This is a genomic window from Verrucomicrobiota bacterium, from assembly GCA_016871675.1.
Classification (GTDB): domain Bacteria; phylum Verrucomicrobiota; class Verrucomicrobiia; order Limisphaerales; family VHCN01; genus VHCN01.
This window is the reverse complement of sequence record VHCN01000027.1, coordinates 23,486-39,396: the sequence shown is the minus strand read 5'-3', so window position 1 is coordinate 39,396 and position 15,911 is coordinate 23,486. Positions and strand designations below refer to the sequence as shown.

18 protein-coding genes are annotated in these 15,911 nt (G+C 68.1%); 10 read left to right on the top strand and 8 right to left on the bottom strand.

Annotation, left to right across the window (positions count from 1 at the left end; all coding sequences use genetic code 11):
- On the top strand, positions 1-286 hold a 286-nt coding region (locus tag FJ386_07920), incomplete at its 5' end, for a glycosyltransferase (protein MBM3876630.1).
- 33 nt (positions 287-319) lie between these two features.
- Here the strand turns inward: FJ386_07920 and FJ386_07915 are convergent.
- From FJ386_07915 to FJ386_07900, 4 genes are all read right to left on the bottom strand, one after another.
- A complete protein-coding gene (locus FJ386_07915) occupies positions 320-709 on the bottom strand; it encodes a molybdenum cofactor biosynthesis protein MoaE (GenBank protein MBM3876629.1) in 390 nt (129 codons plus the stop codon).
- Between the two features lie 33 nt (positions 710-742).
- The gene (locus tag FJ386_07910) at positions 743-988 is read right to left on the bottom strand and encodes a MoaD/ThiS family protein (GenBank protein ID MBM3876628.1); all 246 of its coding nucleotides are present in this window, start codon (positions 986-988) and stop codon (positions 743-745) included.
- A gap of 78 nt (positions 989-1,066) precedes the next feature.
- Positions 1,067-1,651: a hypoxanthine phosphoribosyltransferase gene (gene hpt / locus FJ386_07905; GenBank protein MBM3876627.1), complete on the bottom strand. Its 585-nt coding sequence runs from the start codon at positions 1,649-1,651 to the stop codon at positions 1,067-1,069.
- A gap of 23 nt (positions 1,652-1,674) precedes the next feature.
- Complete coding sequence (locus FJ386_07900) at positions 1,675-2,055, bottom strand: dUTPase (protein MBM3876626.1); 381 nt, start codon at positions 2,053-2,055, stop codon at positions 1,675-1,677.
- 183 nt (positions 2,056-2,238) lie between these two features.
- Between FJ386_07900 and FJ386_07895 the strand changes: the two genes are divergently transcribed.
- From FJ386_07895 to FJ386_07880, 4 genes are all read left to right on the top strand, one after another.
- Positions 2,239-2,916, top strand: coding sequence for a MotA/TolQ/ExbB proton channel family protein (locus FJ386_07895; GenBank protein ID MBM3876625.1), 678 nt, complete (start codon positions 2,239-2,241; stop codon positions 2,914-2,916).
- Between the two features lie 24 nt (positions 2,917-2,940).
- Positions 2,941-3,378: a hypothetical protein gene (locus FJ386_07890; protein MBM3876624.1), complete on the top strand. Its 438-nt coding sequence runs from the start codon at positions 2,941-2,943 to the stop codon at positions 3,376-3,378.
- A gap of 118 nt (positions 3,379-3,496) precedes the next feature.
- Positions 3,497-3,955 carry an acyltransferase gene (locus tag FJ386_07885; protein MBM3876623.1) on the top strand — a complete coding sequence of 153 codons (459 nt, stop codon included), beginning with the start codon at positions 3,497-3,499 and terminating at the stop codon, positions 3,953-3,955.
- Entirely contained in the window at positions 3,952-4,899 is a 948-nt protein-coding gene (locus FJ386_07880; GenBank protein MBM3876622.1) for a glycosyltransferase family 2 protein, read from the top strand. Before FJ386_07885 ends, FJ386_07880 begins: the two co-directional genes overlap by 4 nt.
- 36 nt (positions 4,900-4,935) lie before the next feature.
- Here FJ386_07880 and FJ386_07875 read toward each other — a convergent pair whose 3' ends face one another.
- Together FJ386_07875 and rfbB are read right to left on the bottom strand one after the other, a co-directional pair.
- A complete protein-coding gene (locus FJ386_07875) occupies positions 4,936-5,706 on the bottom strand; it encodes a class I SAM-dependent methyltransferase (protein ID MBM3876621.1) in 771 nt (256 codons plus the stop codon).
- Positions 5,558-6,646: a dTDP-glucose 4,6-dehydratase gene (gene rfbB, locus FJ386_07870; protein ID MBM3876620.1), complete on the bottom strand. Its 1,089-nt coding sequence runs from the start codon at positions 6,644-6,646 to the stop codon at positions 5,558-5,560. The genes FJ386_07875 and rfbB overlap by 149 nt, the downstream gene beginning before the upstream one ends.
- A gap of 11 nt (positions 6,647-6,657) precedes the next feature.
- Here rfbB and FJ386_07865 point away from each other — a divergent pair, with 11 nt between their 5' ends.
- Together FJ386_07865 and FJ386_07860 are read left to right on the top strand one after the other, a co-directional pair.
- On the top strand, positions 6,658-7,125 hold the full coding sequence (locus FJ386_07865) for a septum formation initiator family protein (protein MBM3876619.1): 468 nt from the start codon (positions 6,658-6,660) through the stop codon (positions 7,123-7,125).
- Positions 7,025-7,222 carry a hypothetical protein gene (locus FJ386_07860; protein MBM3876618.1) on the top strand — a complete coding sequence of 66 codons (198 nt, stop codon included), beginning with the start codon at positions 7,025-7,027 and terminating at the stop codon, positions 7,220-7,222. The genes FJ386_07865 and FJ386_07860 overlap by 101 nt, the downstream gene beginning before the upstream one ends.
- Here FJ386_07860 and FJ386_07855 read toward each other — a convergent pair.
- Positions 7,140-9,623 (bottom strand): VCBS repeat-containing protein, encoded by a 2,484-nt coding sequence (locus FJ386_07855; GenBank protein MBM3876617.1) that lies wholly within the window; start codon positions 9,621-9,623, stop codon positions 7,140-7,142. The genes FJ386_07860 and FJ386_07855 overlap by 83 nt on opposite strands.
- Positions 9,624-9,835: 212 nt before the next feature.
- On the opposite strand from FJ386_07855, the gene FJ386_07850 reads away from it, so the two are divergent.
- Genes FJ386_07850 through selB form a run of 3 tightly spaced genes read left to right on the top strand, consistent with a single transcriptional unit; the run spans position 9,836 to position 14,878 of the window.
- Entirely contained in the window at positions 9,836-10,393 is a 558-nt protein-coding gene (locus tag FJ386_07850; GenBank protein ID MBM3876616.1) for a hypothetical protein, read from the top strand.
- Positions 10,394-12,808, top strand: coding sequence for a hypothetical protein (locus tag FJ386_07845; protein ID MBM3876615.1), 2,415 nt, complete (start codon positions 10,394-10,396; stop codon positions 12,806-12,808).
- On the top strand, positions 12,809-14,878 hold the full coding sequence (gene selB / locus FJ386_07840) for a selenocysteine-specific translation elongation factor (protein MBM3876614.1): 2,070 nt from the start codon (positions 12,809-12,811) through the stop codon (positions 14,876-14,878).
- 21 nt (positions 14,879-14,899) lie between these two features.
- Here the strand turns inward: selB and FJ386_07835 are convergent, their stop codons facing one another.
- Complete coding sequence (locus FJ386_07835) at positions 14,900-15,904, bottom strand: C-terminal binding protein (GenBank protein MBM3876613.1); 1,005 nt, start codon at positions 15,902-15,904, stop codon at positions 14,900-14,902.
- Positions 15,905-15,911 lie beyond the last annotated feature (7 nt).

The window sequence follows — 15,911 nt, the reverse complement described above, 5'->3', positions numbered from 1 at the left end:
GCACGAAGGCGTGCCGCAAGCAGGCTTGCAGGCGCTCGCGTGCGGCACGCCCGTGGTCGGCAGCGACACCGGCGGCATTCCCGAGATCATCCGTCACGGCGAGACGGGCCGGATCTTCAAGTCAGGCGATGCGGCGGCGCTGGCGGCGGCGGTTCGCGAAGTGATCGAGCAACGCGAGCAATCGTCCGCGATGTCCACCCGCGGCCGCGCCATGGTCGAGGAGCATCACAGCCTCGACGCGATGCTCGACAAGCTCGACGCGCTGTATCGGCGACAGCTTGGGTGAGAACCCACCAAGAAGCCGACCGAACCGCGACGCCTACGGCAGCGGCTGCTTCCAGATGGGAACCACGCGCTTCATCTCATCGATCAACCACTGGCACGCGGCGAATGCCTCGCCCCGGTGCGGCGCGACCACCTCGACCCAAAGCGACGGTTCGCCGACCTTCACCACGCCGAGCCGGTGAACGAGGCGCACGCTCTCGACCGGCCAGCGCGCGGCCATCTCGTCGAAGAGCTTGTGGAACTGGTGCTCCGCCATCTGCTGGAACGCCGTGTATTCGATGGCGGAGATGCGCTGCCCCTCCTCGTCGCCGCGCACGACGCCGGTGAAACACACCGCCGCGCCCAGGCCCGCGCCCAGGCGCCGCCGCGCGACGAGTGCCGCCTCATCAACCGGGTCGCTGGTGATGTTCAGCTCGCGCTTCATGAAACCGGCCATTGGGAATTGAACATCCGAAACTCATCCGCCCTGCACCGGCGGGAACAGGCTCACCACGTCGCCGTCCTTCAGCTCGTAACTGCGCGGCTGATACTCGACGCCGACGGCAATGAGCGTGGACTTGTCCATCGCGGCGAGCTTCGGGAAGCGCGCGTGCAGGCGAAGCATCAGGTCGCCGAGAGTCGCACCCGCCTGCAACTCCTCACCCGCCTGCCCGCAGCCGGTCAGGTCGGCGAAGTAGGAGTAGAATTGTATCCGGATGGTCACAGTGGAAACGTAATGCGTAACTCGTAAAACGTAAGTGCGGTCGGCTCAGGTTACGTTTTACGCATTGCGCCCTGCGCCTCACGTCCGATACGTCTCCGGCCTGAGCACGCCGACGAATGGCAGGTTCCGATACCGCTCCGCGTAGTCCAGCCCGTAGCCGACGACGAACATGTCGGGAATCTCGAAGCCCACGTAGTCCGCCTGAACGTCCTGCTCGCGCCGCGACGGCTTGTCCAGCAGCACGCAGGTCTTGATCTCGCGGGGCTTGAGTTCGGCCAGCTTGCCGAGCACGCACGAGAGCGTCTTGCCCGTGTCGAGGATGTCGTCCACAAGCAGCACGTCGCGCCCGCGCACTTCGAGGCGCAGTTCCTTGGTGAAGAACAGCTCGCGCGCCTGCGTGCCCTCGCGATAACTGGACACGCCCATGAAATCGAGCCGCAGAGGCATGTTGAGGTGACGGATAAGATCGGCGAGGAACATCACCGTGCCGTTGAGCAGGGAGACAACCACGAGATCCTTGCCGGCAAAATCCCGCTGGATGCCGCGCGCCAGTTCGCGCACGCGCCGGGCAATCTGCGCGCGTGTGATGAGCACGGTCTGCACTTCCTTGCGCAGACGCAACGGCACGCGGAGTGTCGGCTGGGGCGTGGGTTTGGCGACCATCGGAATCGTTCAACCAGTCCGGGTCAGATGTGCTTCGAGTCGTGCTCGTCCTTCACCGCGTAGCCGGTGTCCTGCCGCCTGAAGTTCACCTCGTTCTTCTTGCAGTAGGCGGCGAAGACGTCGTCCGCGCTCATGCCCAGCACTTGCGCGAGGCTGATGAGGAAGTGGAACAGGTCCACCACCTCGACGCGCGCGTTCTGCTCGTCGAACTTCTGATACTTCGCCCACCACTTCCACGGGACGCTGTCGGTGAGCTCGGCCATCTCCTGGGACATCGCGCGGCAGTAGTTGAGCACCCACTTGGTCTTCTCCTCCTCGCTCATGCCGTCGGTGCGGACGCCGATGCGTTCGTTGAGCGACTGCTGCATGCGGAACAGTTCGCGAAGCTGGTCGGGTCGTTCCATGCGCGAAAGATGGAGTTCCAGGCTCCCAGTGCCAAGTTCCAAGTTGCCGAGTTTCCCACGCCACCGGGAGCGCATCGCGCGGAACTTCGAACTTTGAACTTTGAACTTCGCGAAGTGTCCACCTATAACCTCACCATGCTGCCGACGATGATCCTTACCGCCGTCGCGAACGCCCCCGCCCTGATGGCCGCGGTGACGACGAATGCCGTGCCATCGGCCGCGAAGGGCGCGGCGGGGTTTCCGCTCTTCGCAGGCGGGCCGATGCTGTGGGTGCTGCTGCTCACCAGCGCGGTGGCGATCGCGGTGTTTGTGGAGCGGCTGCTTCACTATCACCGCGCGCAGATCAACTCGGCGGAGTTCCTCAACGGCGTGCGCACCGTCCTCAAGCGCGACAACGTGGTCGAGGCCATCTCGATTTGCGACGCCACGCCCGGGCCGGTCGCCCGGCTCGTGAAGACGGCCATTCTCGCGCGCGACCGCGGGCGCGAGGGCGTGCGCGAGGCGCTCGAGGGCGCCGGCCTCGTGGAAGTGCCGCGGCTGGAGGAGAAGCTGAACCTGCTCGCGACCATCGCACAGATCGCGCCGTTGATGGGCCTGCTGGGTTCGGTGATGGGTTTCATCAGCATGTTCAGCGTGTTCCAGAGCGAGGGGCAGTTCACGCACACCAGCAAACTCGCGAGCGGGGTGTGGGAAGCGCTCATCTGCACCGCCGTCGGCCTTGCCATCGCGATCCCGTGCCACGCGGGATACAATTACCTCGTGAGCCGCGTGAACAAGATCGTCCTCGACATGGAAAAATGCTCGACGGAAATCCTCAACCTCGTAACGGAAAGGCCCGGCCCGAAAGACGGCGGCCGCTAGCCGGCGGCCCCGGGCGCAAACCGAATGCGATTCACCCGCAACGCGAAGATTCTCCGCACCCAGCTCGACGTCGCGCCGTTCGCGTGCGTTTTCGTGCTGCTGCTCATGTTCACCCTGCTCCAGCCGAACTTCGTGTTCACCACGGGCGTGCGGATCGAACTCCCGGCGACGGACGCGCTTCCCGGCACGCTCAACCCGACGCTCGTCGTCGCGGTGGACCACGCCGGCCAGCTCTACTTTGCGAACCAGGTCGTGACCGAGGCCGATTTGCAAACGCAGCTCACGGCGGCATCGGCCCGCTATCGCGCCATCCGCCAGGACCTCACGCTGGTGGTGCAGGCGGACAAGACGGTGCCGCACGAGCGACTCGTGCGGCTGGCCGAAGTGGCTCGGGCCGCGGGCATTCGCGAGGTGCTTCAAGCAACGCGGCCTTCACTTCACGCGCCCCGCAACGGACCGTGAGCGGATTGGCTTCCGTCTGTCGCGTCCGGAACGTCTGGCCGCACTCACCGCGGCCGGAGCCCACCCGGGGCGCGAGCATTGCGCGGCCCGGCGCTTTGTGGGACAACTTGCGCGCACCATGAACCCGGCTGCCGCGGCTCCGTTGCCGCCCAACCCCTACAACCCGCTGGCGTGGATCACCGGCAACCCGGAGATCGGCGAGGGAACCTGGATCGGCGCGTTCACGCTGATTGATGGACAGGGCGGGCTCAGGATCGGCCGCGGATGCGACATCAGTTGCGGCGCGCAAATCCTCACGCACTCGACCGTCCGCCGCTGCCTCACCGGGCGGGCGCACGCAGCGGTGGACCGCCAGCCCACGGAGATTGGCGACCACTGTTTCATCGGCACGCACGCCGTGGTGCTGATGGGCGCGAAAGTCGGTCATCACTCCGTCATCGCCGCGGGCGCGGTGCTGCGCGAGGGAATGGAAGTGCCGCCCTACTCGCTTGTCGCGGGCGTGCCGGCGCGCGTGGTGCGTTCCGTGAAGGACGATGTCGAGCGTTGGAAGACCGAGGCAAAGGCGGGTCGCGCATGAACAAGCTCTCACTCGTCATCGCCGCCTACAACGAGGAGGAGAACCTGCCGGCCCTTCACGAGCGCCTCAGCGCGCTCGACTGGAAGGCGCTCGACCTCGAGGTCGAGTTCGTGTTCGTGGACGACCACTCGCGCGACCGCACGCCCGAGATGCTGCGCGCGCTTGCCGCGAAGGACCCGCGGGTGAAATGGCTCCGCTTCTCGCGCAATTTCGGCTCGCACAAGGCCTTCACCGCCGGGCTTGAACACGCGACAGGCGAAGCCGCGGTGATTCTCGCCGCCGATTTGCAGGACCCGCCCGAGACCGTGCCGCAGCTCGTCGAGACGTGGCGCGCCGGCGCGAAGGTCGTGTGGGCCGTGCGAGGCGAGCGCGAGGGCGAGAGCGCGCTGAACAAGTTCTTCGCGGGGCTTTATTACGAGTTGATGCGCCGATACGCCGTTGCGGAGCTGCCCAGGACGGGCGCGGATTTCCTGCTCGTGGACCGGCTCGTGATGGAGGCGCTGCGCAACGCGCCCGAGCGCAACACATCGCTGCTCGTGCTGATCCAGTGGATGGGGTTCGAGCAGGCGAGCATCACCTACACGAAGGCCGCGCGCCGCGCGGGCGCGAGCAAGTGGAGTTTTTCGAAGCGGCTGCGGCTCGCGCTGGATTCGTTCGTGAGCTTCAGCTACGCGCCGATCCGGCTGATGAGCGCGAGCGGGATGCTTTTCGCCCTGCTCGGATTTGTTTACGCGACGTTCCTCATCGTGCGGCGCATTTTCTTCGGCGCGCCGGTGGAAGGCTGGACCGCGCTCATCTGCGTGGTGCTCGTGCTGTCCGGAGTGCAGCTGCTCATGATCGGGATGCTCGGCGAATATCTCTGGCGCACGCTCGAGGAAAGCCGCGGCCGGCCGCGCTACATCGTCGAGTCAAGTCACGGCATCGAGGCCCGGCGGAGTGCGTGACGCGCGCCGGCGCGCCCGCTCCGCGGTCTGCCGCACTCAGTCCCCCACCGGGTCGGAGCATTCCATCACGAGATGCGTGTAGGGAATGCGCAGCAATCCGGTTGTGACCGTCGGCTGCACCTTGCTGAAGACGGCGCGGGCCAGTGCGAGATAAGCCGCTTGCCCGCGCACGAACTGGCCGCGGTCCCGTTTGAGAAGCCAGCGGGCCACCGGCGATTGCCCCTCGACGAGGCAGCCATCCAGCGTCACGAGCCGGCCGCCGGGTTTGAGCGCGGCGGCGGCGACACGAAACAAGTCGAGCGCCTCCGCGTCCGTCAAGTGATGCACCACGCCCGTCGCGAGCACGAGGTCGAAGCCCGCGTATTGCTTCACCTGCTCCGCGTCCACCGCCTCGACGTGAAATGTTCCGCGCCCGCCGAACCGCTTTCGCGCGGCCTCGATGTAATCCGCGCTCAAGTCAAACCCGTGATACTCCACGGGCGGCAGCGCCTCGAGGATGTCCGCCGGGCCGCAGCCGATGTCGAGCACGCGGTCGCCCGCGCGCGGCCGGATGTGCTGTTCGATGTGGACCCGCCTGCCGCGCGCCGCCCCGATGAGGCTGGAGAAGCCCCTGTAAACTCCGGCTCGGGCAAGAAGGTCACGAAGCATGGCGGCTGGTTCAAACGACGCGACGCTGTCCGTCCGCCCTGCACCCGCGCAAGGTTTTTCCCGGGCCGATTCCCGGTCCCGTATCCGGGGTCTTCGCAGTGACGGTGCGGATCCACTCCGGATTCTCGAGATACCAACGGACGGTCTCGCGCAGGGCATCGTCGAACCGATGCGCGGGGCGCCAACCGAGTTCACGCTCGATCTTCGCCGGATCCATCGCGTATCGGCGGTCGTGTCCGGGTCTGTCAGCGACGAACGAGATGAGCTGGCGCGACGAGCCGGCCTGCCTCGGGCGGAGTTCGTCCACGAGGTCACACACGCGCTCAACGAGTTGGAGGTTCGTCAGTTCGTTCCGCGCGCCGATATTGTAGGACTCGCCCGCGCCGCCGCGCTCCACCGCACGCCACAGCGCCTCGGCGTGGTCGCGGACGAACAACCAATCCCGCACATGCAACCCGTCGCCGTAAACCGGGACCGGCTTGCACGACGCAAGATTCCGGATCGCCACGGGCACGAGCTTTTCTGGATACTGAAACGGGCCGAAATTGTTCGATGCCCGCGTGATCACTGCGGGGAAACCGTGAGTCCGATGCGCGGCGCGCACAAGCAGGTCACCCGCGGCCTTGCTCGCGGCGTAGGGGGAATTGGGCGCGAACGCCGACGCCTCCGTGAACGCGCCGCCGCCGGCAAGGCTGCCGAACACCTCGTCGGTCGAAACGTGCACGAATCTCCCGCCCGGCGCGGCGGGCCCCCAATGCTCGCGACATGCCTCGATCAGATGAAAGGTCCCAAGAACATTCGTCTCGATGAAAATCCCGGGCGACGCGATCGACCGGTCCACGTGCGATTCTGCGGCAAGGTGGAGCACGTGAGTGATGTCGTGGCCGCGGACGACCTGTCGCACCGCGGACTTGTCGCGCAAGTCCGCGCGCACGAACTGGTATTTGGGATGGGCTTGAACATCGGCCACGGTCTCCAAGTGTCCCGCGTAAGTGAGCGCGTCGAGATTGACGAGGCGCGCCACCCCGGGCCGGTCGATCACATGGCGGATGACGTTCGATCCGATGAATCCGCAGCCGCCCGTGACAAGAAGATTCATGCGTCGCGGCCGTGGAGGTGAAGCGTCCCGTTCATACCGCGGGTGGTTTATCACCCGCCGGGCTTCACTGCGAGGGCGGAGACGAGGGGCGACGCCGGCGGGATTCAGATTCCCCTTCCGCGCAAGCCTGCGGTTTGGTTTACTCAGGCGCGGTGAAACCGGGAGTGACGATCTGGGACAGGCTGAGCCGGGGCGTTTGCTGCCTGCTGCTGGTGGCCGGCATTGCGTTTGTCGTGATCAAGTATCTGCCGCTCATTCACCAGCAGGAGCGCATGCGCCGGGTGACTTACGAGCAGGAGCAGCAGCTTCAAGCCGAAGCCGCGGAGGAGCGGCAGTTGAAGGCCGCGGACCACGCCTCGCGCAACGACCCACGGACCGTTGAACGCCTCGCGCGCGAACGGCTCGGCTACGCCAAGCCGGGCGAGACGGTCATCCGATTCGAGGGCGCCACCACCAACGCGATGCCGGCCGCGCAATAAGCCGCCGCGCGCGGTCAGTCCTGTGGATACACGAGGATCCGGTCGTGCACGACGACCACGAGGTCGTTCTTCCCGTCGCCCGTCACGTCCACGATGAGCGCCTCGCGCGGTTCGGGCAGGTCGCTGCGGCGGCTGCGAAAGGTCCGCTCCTCGAACACCTGCCAGCGGTTCGCGGGCGTGAGCTTGTGCGGCGGGTCAAACGTCACCAGGTCGAGGTGATTCTTCGCGGTCTCGAGGAAAACGAGGTCCTTGCGGCCATCCTTGTTCAAGTCGCCCGTCACCACGTCCATGAGCCGGCCGTCCTTGATCGGCGTTTCGTAGCTGTCGAGTTCCTTCAACTCCCACACGTTGCCGTGCAACGCGAGCGAGGCCGCGGCGTTGAGCCCGATGAAGCCGAGGCTCGCAGGTTGCGTCCCCGCGCCGGCGATCGGCGCGAGCGCATTGAAATCGGTGACCGGCAGCGGCGCATTTTTCACGATCTGCCACACGCCCGCGGAATCCCGCTCGCAGGCGGAGAGTGACTTGCGCTCGGCATCCAGCAGGAAAAGGACGGTCTGGCTCCCGGTGCGCAGCGCGAATGCGGCGACGATCCGCGAATTCGGCGCGGCCCCGTTGATCTGCTCCTTCACCGTGAAGGTCCACGTGGACTTCGCGTCGCCGCCCGCGGGTCTGGACTCGCGCGCGAGCACGACGGCGCGGACGAAGTTCTTCTGCGCGAGCAGCAACTCGGGCTTGCCGTCGCCGTCCACGTCCGCCGCGCTGAACCACGGCTGCTCGGTCGCGCCCCCGGGCGGCGTCACGTCCACTTCCTCGAAGTCCTTGTCCGCGGCTTGCAGCAGGAGCTTCAACTTTTCATAAGGCGTGAGGATGGCGAGGTCGGGCAAGCCGTCCTGGTTCGCGTCGTGAACGGCGAGCGCGGCCGGGTTCGACTTGAATGACTCGGCGAGCTTCTGCTCGCGGCGCGCGCCGTCCGCGGAGTGGACCTGCAGCGCGCGGCGGCCGTCGTGGTCCACGATGAGCGCAAGCACGGGACGGGCGCCGGGCTTGAGCGCGCCCGCGGCGAACGCGAGCGGCTTGCCATCGGTCGGGAGGATTCGCGGGAAGCCGACGCGGCCGTTCGGCTCGAGCCGCGTCACGCCGGCCTGCCGCTCATCCGCGCTGAGCAGAAAAATCTCCGGCCGGCCGTCGCCGTCCCAATCCGCGATCGCGACGTCGCTCACGCCCGTGAAAGTCGGGGACCGCCGTGTGGCGCCGAAGCTGCCGTCGGCATTCTGCAGCGTGATCGCAAGCTGGCCGCTCTCCGGCTCGGCCACGACAAGGTCGGTGAGCTTGTCACCGTTCACGTCGGCCCACGCGACGCCACGGCGGGATTTCTCGGACTTGCCGAGCGGCGTGACGGCGAACTGGCCGAGCTTGAATGTCGCCAGCAGCGGCCCGGCGGGCTTCTGGATGAAGTTGGCCACCGATGCGCGGCCCGAGTTTTGCGCGATCGTGATGATCTCGGCGCGGCGGTCGGCGTCGAGATCATCGGCCCAGTAGGCGCGCACGGGCGGGTGCTGGAAGTGCACCTCGGGCCCGAGTTGTCCATCGGAAAGCTGGAGCCGGAACCGGAACGGCACGGCGTTGTCCCAGTTCACGAGCAACAAGTCGTCCCGCCCGTCGCCGTTGATGTCGAGCACCTGCGCGGCCTTGATGCCGCCGGTGAACGGGATCTTCACCGGCTCGGCCAGCCCGTGGTCGGCCTTCTGCGCGATGAACCACAGGTGCGTTTCAGCCAGCAGCAGCAGGTCCGTGCGCCGGTCGCCGTTGAGGTCGCCGTGCGTGAGCGCGCCCGCGGTGGTCTGCCCGTCGTCGAGCGGGATGCGCCGCGGCTGGCTCCAGCCGTTGGTGCCGCGGTTGGTGAGCACGATCAACTCGCGCGGCTCACCGTAGTAGGCGATGTCGGGCCGGCCGTCGCCGTTGAGATCGGTGACGGCGAGGCTCGTGATGCGCTTCTCCGAGGCGATCGACTCGATGCGGAAACGCGCGTCGGCGGGAAGCTCGTTGAGTTCGCGCTTCGCGGCGCGGGCACGCGGCGCGGGGTTGGTGCGGCCGGTTTGGTTGTAGAGCAGCGCGATCTTCGACTGCGTGTTGTTTGCGGTGATCAAGTCGAGCCTGCCGTCGCCATCGAGGTCGGCAGCGGCGAGGCCGACAATCTGCGGCGACAACGGGAAGATTTCCGGACCGGCGAAGCTGAAGCGGTTCGTCGCGGCGTCCGCGGCGCGAGTCGTTGTTGTCGGACCGACCGTGGCCGCAAGCAACAGGACGGGGAGAAGTTTCATTCGGGTGCGCGGCAGGATACGGGCGCGACGTGTCCGGCTCAATCCCCAACTCGGCCAACCGACGCCCCGCGGCTTGAATTCACCGGACGCCTTCCCCACACTCCCGGCGTGCTTTTCCCCGTGCCGGCCTTTGATTCCCGATGCTTCGGTGCCGACGCATGAAGGCACGCCTTGCATGGCCACTCGCGGCCGGGTTCGCCGCGGCGATCTCGTCGGCGCTCCTGCTCTCGTGCTCGAGCGTCCGGCGCACGGTTGCGATCCCGCCGCAAGTCGAGGGCGCGCACTTCACCGGCAACCGGTCCTGCTCCGAGTGCCACACCAACTACACGCGCGTGTTTGCCGCGAGCGCGCACGGGAAGTTCCATCGCGAATCCGGGCGCAGCGCGGGCATGACCGGTTGTGAGTCCTGCCACGGGCCCGGCAGCCGCCACATCGCATCAGGTGGCGACCGGCGTTGGATCGTCAACCCGCGCGATGACGCCAAGGTTTGCCTCGACTGCCACCTGCAAACGCACGCGGAGTTCAACCTCCCGCATCATCACCCGCTCGGCGGGGGCCGGCTGAACTGCGCGCACTGCCACGACCCGCACGGCGCGGACATCCGCAAGCCGTCGCGCGGCCTCGCGCTCGCGCGGCTCAACGAATCGTGCGCCGAATGTCACCGCGAGCAGTCGCGGCGGTTTGTCTTCGAGCATCAGGCGCTTCGCGAAGGCTGCACCACCTGCCACAACCCGCACGGGTCCATCAACGCCAAGCTGCTCACGCAACGCGACGCGAACCTCTGCCTCCGCTGTCACGCGCAGGTGCAGGGCGCGGGTTTTCCGGCGGGTGAGATTTACATCGGCTCCACGCGCCACACCGATTTCATGCGCCGCGGCACCTGCTGGTCCGCGGGGTGCCACACTTCAATCCACGGGTCCAACGCGGACCACAAGCTGCGATACTGAATGAGCGCGCGGGGTGACATCACGGGGAAGGATCCGGTTTCCAGCGTTCCGCATTCCGCATCGCGCATCCCGCATCTGGCCATCGCTCTTTGTCTCACGTCCCTTCGTCTGTTCTCCGCCCCGCCCGATTTCTCAAAACTTCCGCCCGCGTCCGAAGCGCCGGTGGAGTTCGCGCGCGACATCCAGCCGATCTTCGAGAAATCCTGCCTCCGCTGCCACGGCGCCGCGCGGCCGAAGGGCCGCTTCCGCCTCGACAACGCGGCGTCCGCGCTCAAGGGCGGCGCGGGCGGCGTGGCGCTGATTCCCGGCCACAGCGCAAGGAGTCCGCTCATCCACTACGTCGCGGGACTCGTCGAAGACATGCAGATGCCTCCGAAGGGAAAGGGCGAGCCGCTCACGCGGGAGGAGATTGGAACGCTGCGCGCGTGGATCGATGCAGGCGCCGCATGGCCGGCCGCATCGGCCACGTCCAGCTTCAGCCACGGCATCGCGATGTTCATCCGCGGCGTGGGCGTGAGCGGAAACGAGCGTGTGTTCCGCGAGCACTGGGGCTTCCGCGAAGGGCTCGGCGCGGGACTCGAGCGCCTCGAACTCTCGCAGCAACCCGACCCCGACACGCGCCTCACGCTCCACGCGCGCGCGCTGCCACTCGACGACGACTACCGCATGAGGCTCGCGTGGGAGCGCGGCGACGCCGGATTCGTCCGCGGCGGCATCGAGCAGTTCCGCCGCTACTACCACGACACGGGCGGCGACTACGCGCCGTTCGGCACGCCGTCCTTCAGACTCGGGCGCGATCTTTCGCTGGACACGGGCCGGGCGTGGATCGAATTCGGCCTCACCCGGCCGGAGTTGCCCCGGATGGTGGTCGGTTACGAATACCTGTTCCGCGACGGCGCGATGTCGACGCTCGAGTGGGGCGACTCCACGCAGGGCGGCGTGAACAAGGCGATCTTCCCGGCGTTCAAGGAAATCGCCGAGCACACGCACGTGATCCGGTTCGACCTCGACGCCGAACGCGACGGGACGCGCGTGGAAAACTACTTCCGCGCGGAATTCACCGGCCTTGCGACGCGCAAGAGCACGGTCAGCCTCGTGACGACGCCGGGCGCGGTGCCGGACCGGTTCGTGTCCACGCGCGAGGCGCATCGCGGCTTCCAGGGCACGGACACGCTGCGCGTCGAACGCGAGTTCAAGGAATGGCTCACGGGCTCCGCGGCGTATTTCTACTCGCGCGTTTCGGCGGACGCAGCGTTGTCGCAGGTGACGACCGACCTCGCCGGCGCCACGGTGGATGGCGAGCGGTGGTTCGCGAACCAGCTCTTGCTTGAGCGGGAATCTCATCTCATGAGCGCGAGCATCCTCGCCGGGCCGTGGCGCGGCTTGACCGTGTCCGCCGCGGCGCAGGGCGAGTTCACGCGCCAGCGCGGGTTGGGCGATGCCGACCGGCAGGTCGTGTTCTTCGGCGTTCCGTTTCCGGATGCCTCGCCGCAGCGCAGCGACCTGGACGTGCGCCGCGTGAGCGAGCATGTCGCGCTCCGCTGGACGGGTTTGCCGCACACGGTCGTCTTCGCCGAAGGCCGCTTTGAGCAGGAGGATCACGGCATCTTCGAGCAGCAACCCGCGGGCAACGAGCCCTTTCTCCGGCGCACGGACGCGCTCGGAGACTGGCGCGAATGGCGCGCGGGAATCCACGCCGCGCCGTGGGAACGCGTGACGCTGAGCGTGACGGCCCGGCACCGGAGCAAGCGGACCGACTACACCCACATCGACCCGGTCGTCCCGGCTGCCGGGCATCCGTATCCGGGATTCCTGCGGCTGCGCGACACCGACACCGACGAACTCGAGGCGCGCCTCGCCCTTCGGGCCGCGAGCTGGTGGCGCACGACGCTTGCGTATCGCCTCACGGCCTCGGATTACACGACCGCGACCGATGGCTACCCGGCGCTGACGCCCGGCGGCGCGATCGCCGCGGGGAATTACGACGCGCACGTATGGAGCGCCGGACACCAGTTCGCACCGTGGAACGGTTGGTTGTTCCACGTCAGCGGCTCCTACGCCGAAAGCCGGCTGGCGACCGCACAAAACGGTGCGAGCTACGTGGTGCCATTTCGCGGCGGCGTGCTGAGCACCATCGCGGGCGTGACGTGGACGTTGAACGAGTCGACCGACTTGCGCGCAAGCCACACGTTTTCACGCGCGGACTACGGGCAGAACAACGTCGCGACGGGCTTGCCGGCGGGCGCGGAGTTCGAGCGCCACGGCGTTCTCGCCGGGGTGACCCGCCGCCTCGGCAAGCGCGCGACCGGCAACCTCCAATACGGCTTCTTCCAATACGCAGAGCCCGCCGCCGGCGCCGCCTACGACTACACCGCGCACGGCGTGTTCGCGACACTCACCCTGGCGTGGCCGTAGGTGCCGCCACGCGGGGCGGGCTCGCGCGCCGCATTGCAGTTGAATTCCCGCGCGCCTCCCCGACAATCCCGCGCCGTGGCCAGCAAGCACTTCATCGTCGCGACCGCCGGGCACGTGGACCACGGCAAGAGTTCGCTCGTCAAGGCGCTCACCGGCACGGACCCGGACCGCCTGCCCGAGGAGAAGGCGCGCGGCATCACGATCGATCTCGGCTTCGCGCACCTCCGGCTTGCACCTCCCAACGCCGGCGCCGCACAGCCCACCTTCGACGTCGGCATCGTGGACGTGCCCGGTCACGAGGATTTCGTGAAGAACATGGTCGCGGGCGTCGGCTCGATTGACCTGGCGCTGTTCATCGTGGCCGCGGACGACGGCTGGATGCCGCAAACCGAGGAGCACCTCCAAATCCTCACCTACCTCGGCGTGGGGCGCGCGGTCGTCGCGCTCACCAAGGCCGACCTCGCGCAGGACGAAGCCGCGAGCATCGCCGCGCTCCGCGCGCAGCTCGCGGGCACGCCGTTCGCCGGGGCGCCGATTGTCCCGACCTCGGTCGTCACCGGTCGCGGCATCGAGGAACTCAAGTCCGCCCTCGCCCGCGCGCTCGCGGACGCGCCGGGCTCGCGCGACATCGGCAAGCCGCGGCTGCCCGTGGACCGTGTGTTCACGCTGCGCGGCATCGGCACCGTCGTCACCGGCACGCTCATCGGCGGCGCGCTCAGGCGCGGGCAGGCCGTCGTGGTGCAACCCGGTTCGCGCGCGGCAAAAATCCGCAGCCTCCAAAACCACAGCAGCGACGTCGAGGCGAGCGTGCCCGGCACGCGCACCGCGGTGAACGTGCCCGACGTGCAGGGCGCGACCGCCGGCGTGGACGCCATCGCGCGCGGCGAAGTCATCACGCTCGCCGAATTCGGCGCGGCGACGGACACGTGGGACGTCGTCATCGAGAAGTCCGCGCGCCTTGTCAGCGTGCAGGCGGCCGATGAATCCGGCGCGCGCAGCAGAGAGCGGCCCGCCTTCAAGGTCGCCGCGGCGCGACCGCTCAAGGACGACACACTGGTGCGCGTCCATCACGGCAGCGGGAACACGCCGGCGCGCGCACAGTTGCTGGACACGAAGTCGCTCGCGCCCGGCGCCCGGGCGCTGGCGCAATTGCGTTTCGAGTCGCCCGTGTTCGCGTTCATTGGCGACCGTTTCATCATCCGGGACTGGTCGGAGCAGGCCACGCTCGCGGGCGGCATCCTGCTCGACCCCGACGCGAGCCGGCGGCAGGCGCGCAGCGCGGCGCGGCTGAAGTTTCTGCAGGCGCGCGCGTCCGCGCCGGATTCGCTGGACGCGCTCGTGCGCTCGCAACTCACGCGCGACGCCGCGCGCAAGCGCGCCGGGTCGCTCGCGAAGAGCCGATTTGGCGCGGCGGAAATCACGGATGCCGTGCACCGCGCCGTCGCGGAGAAGCACGCGCTGATGGTCGGCGAGTGGCTCGTGGACGCGGCCTGGTGGCAGGCGTTGCAGCAGCGCGCGGGCAGCCTGATTGAGGCGGCGCACAAGGCGCATCCCGACCGGCCGGGGCTTCCGCTCGGCGAACTGCGCACCGGCATGCTCAAGTCGCTGCCCGCGCCGGAGCTGTTCGACCCGCTCGTCGCGGCATTGTGCGCGGGCGGTTTCGCCCAGAGCGGCACTTCGATCCGGCGCGGCTCGCACAAGCTCGCGTTGCCGCCGCAGTTGCGGTCCGCGGGCGCGAAGGTCCGCGGCGCGCTCGCCGCGAAGCCGCTCGAACCGCCGTCGCGCAAGGAACTCGCGCCCGACGCACTCACGCAACAGGCGCTGCGCTACCTGCTCAACACGGGCGAGGCGGTGGAATTGGGCGACGACGTGGTGCTGCTCGCGGAGAGTTTCCACCGCGCGACCGAGGCGGTGAAGGCGCACCTTCGCGCGAAGGGGCCGGCGACGGCGAGCGACATCCGCCAGTCTCTCGGCACAAGCCGGCGCATCCTGATTCCGCTGCTCGAACGGCTCGACCGCGACGGCGTGACGCGGCGCGACGGGGACAAGCGGATGTTGAAGCAGTCGTGAGCAGTGCCGCGCGCTGCGAATTCAGGCGACGCCGTTGACGACATTGCGCGGCGGTTGGCCGAGGAGGACGCGGCGGACGTTTTCGCTGCCCTTGAGGCGCATATCGAGCAGGCCTTCCTCGCAGTAGAACGCCGCGTGCGGGTTGAGGATGAGCCTGTCGTGTGCGGGATGCCCCGGGTTGCGCCATGCCATCACGAGCGGGTCGTCGCCCGGCGGCGGCTCGGATTCGAGCACATCAATGGCCGCGCCGCCGAGATGGCCGTTGCCGAGCGCGTCGAGCACGGCGAGCCCATCCACGACGGCTCCGCGCGCGGTGTTCACCACGAACGCGCCCTTGCGCATCGTTCCGATGTTGTCTCGGTTCAGCATGTGGCGCGTGTCGGGTGTGAGCGGGCAGTGGAAGCTCAGCACGTGCGCCTGTGCGAGCAGGTCGTCGAGCGACTCGACGCGCCGGACGCCGAGCGACTTGTCACGGCCCTCGGGCGCAAAGGGATCGTAGAAGGCGACGTCCATGCCGAGCGCCTTCGCGCGCAGGGCTGACGCCGTGCCGATGCGGCCGATGCCCACGATGCCGAAGACGCGCCCGCGGAGCCGCCACGCCGGAGCGGCTTGCGTGTAGGACCACTCGCCGCGCCCGGCGCGCAGCCGGCTGTTGAGCCGGTGGAAGCCGCGCGCGAGCGCGAGCGCGAGGCCGATGGCGGAGTCGGCGACTTCCTCGGTGCCGTAGTCGGGCACGTTCGCGACGGCGATGCCGCGCGTGGCGGCAAACGCGTGGTCCACGTTGTCCACGCCCGCGCCACAGCGGACGATGAGCTTGCAGCGGCGGAGCCGGGAGAGGGTTTTCTGCGAAAGCCCAAGGAAGTGATAGACCATCACCGCGTCGGCGTCCTCGATGCGGCCGGCGAGTTCGTCCTCGTGGCGGCTGCAAAGCGCGGTCACGTCCGCAAGGTCGCCGAGGATGCGGCGCTCGTGGTCGAGCGGTTCTTCGAGGAAGTCGGTGACGACGACTTGGGGGCGCGCGGGCATGGAGCGT

Bases quoted from the DNA above. Each gene is read 5' to 3' on its own strand.
- FJ386_07875 (MBM3876621.1), bottom strand. From the start codon at position 5,706: ATGCCCTGCGCGAGACCGTCCGTTGGTATCTCGAGAATCCGGAGTGGA.
- FJ386_07835 (MBM3876613.1), bottom strand. From the start codon at position 15,904: ATGCCCGCGCGCCCCCAAGTCGTCGTCACCGACTTCCTCGAAGAACCG.
- FJ386_07900 (MBM3876626.1), bottom strand. From the start codon at position 2,055: ATGGAACGACCCGACCAGCTTCGCGAACTGTTCCGCATGCAGCAGTCG.
- FJ386_07850 (MBM3876616.1), top strand. From the start codon at position 9,836: ATGACCGGTTGTGAGTCCTGCCACGGGCCCGGCAGCCGCCACATCGCA.
- FJ386_07885 (MBM3876623.1), top strand. From the start codon at position 3,497: ATGAACCCGGCTGCCGCGGCTCCGTTGCCGCCCAACCCCTACAACCCG.
- FJ386_07895 (MBM3876625.1), top strand. From the start codon at position 2,239: ATGGCCGCGGTGACGACGAATGCCGTGCCATCGGCCGCGAAGGGCGCG.
- FJ386_07855 (MBM3876617.1), bottom strand. From the start codon at position 9,623: ATGCAAGGCGTGCCTTCATGCGTCGGCACCGAAGCATCGGGAATCAAA.
- FJ386_07915 (MBM3876629.1), bottom strand. From the start codon at position 709: ATGAAGCGCGAGCTGAACATCACCAGCGACCCGGTTGATGAGGCGGCA.
- FJ386_07890 (MBM3876624.1), top strand. From the start codon at position 2,941: ATGCGATTCACCCGCAACGCGAAGATTCTCCGCACCCAGCTCGACGTC.
- rfbB (MBM3876620.1), bottom strand. From the start codon at position 6,646: ATGAATCTTCTTGTCACGGGCGGCTGCGGATTCATCGGATCGAACGTC.
- FJ386_07845 (MBM3876615.1), top strand. From the start codon at position 10,394: ATGAGCGCGCGGGGTGACATCACGGGGAAGGATCCGGTTTCCAGCGTT.
- FJ386_07880 (MBM3876622.1), top strand. From the start codon at position 3,952: ATGAACAAGCTCTCACTCGTCATCGCCGCCTACAACGAGGAGGAGAAC.
- hpt (MBM3876627.1), bottom strand. From the start codon at position 1,651: ATGGTCGCCAAACCCACGCCCCAGCCGACACTCCGCGTGCCGTTGCGT.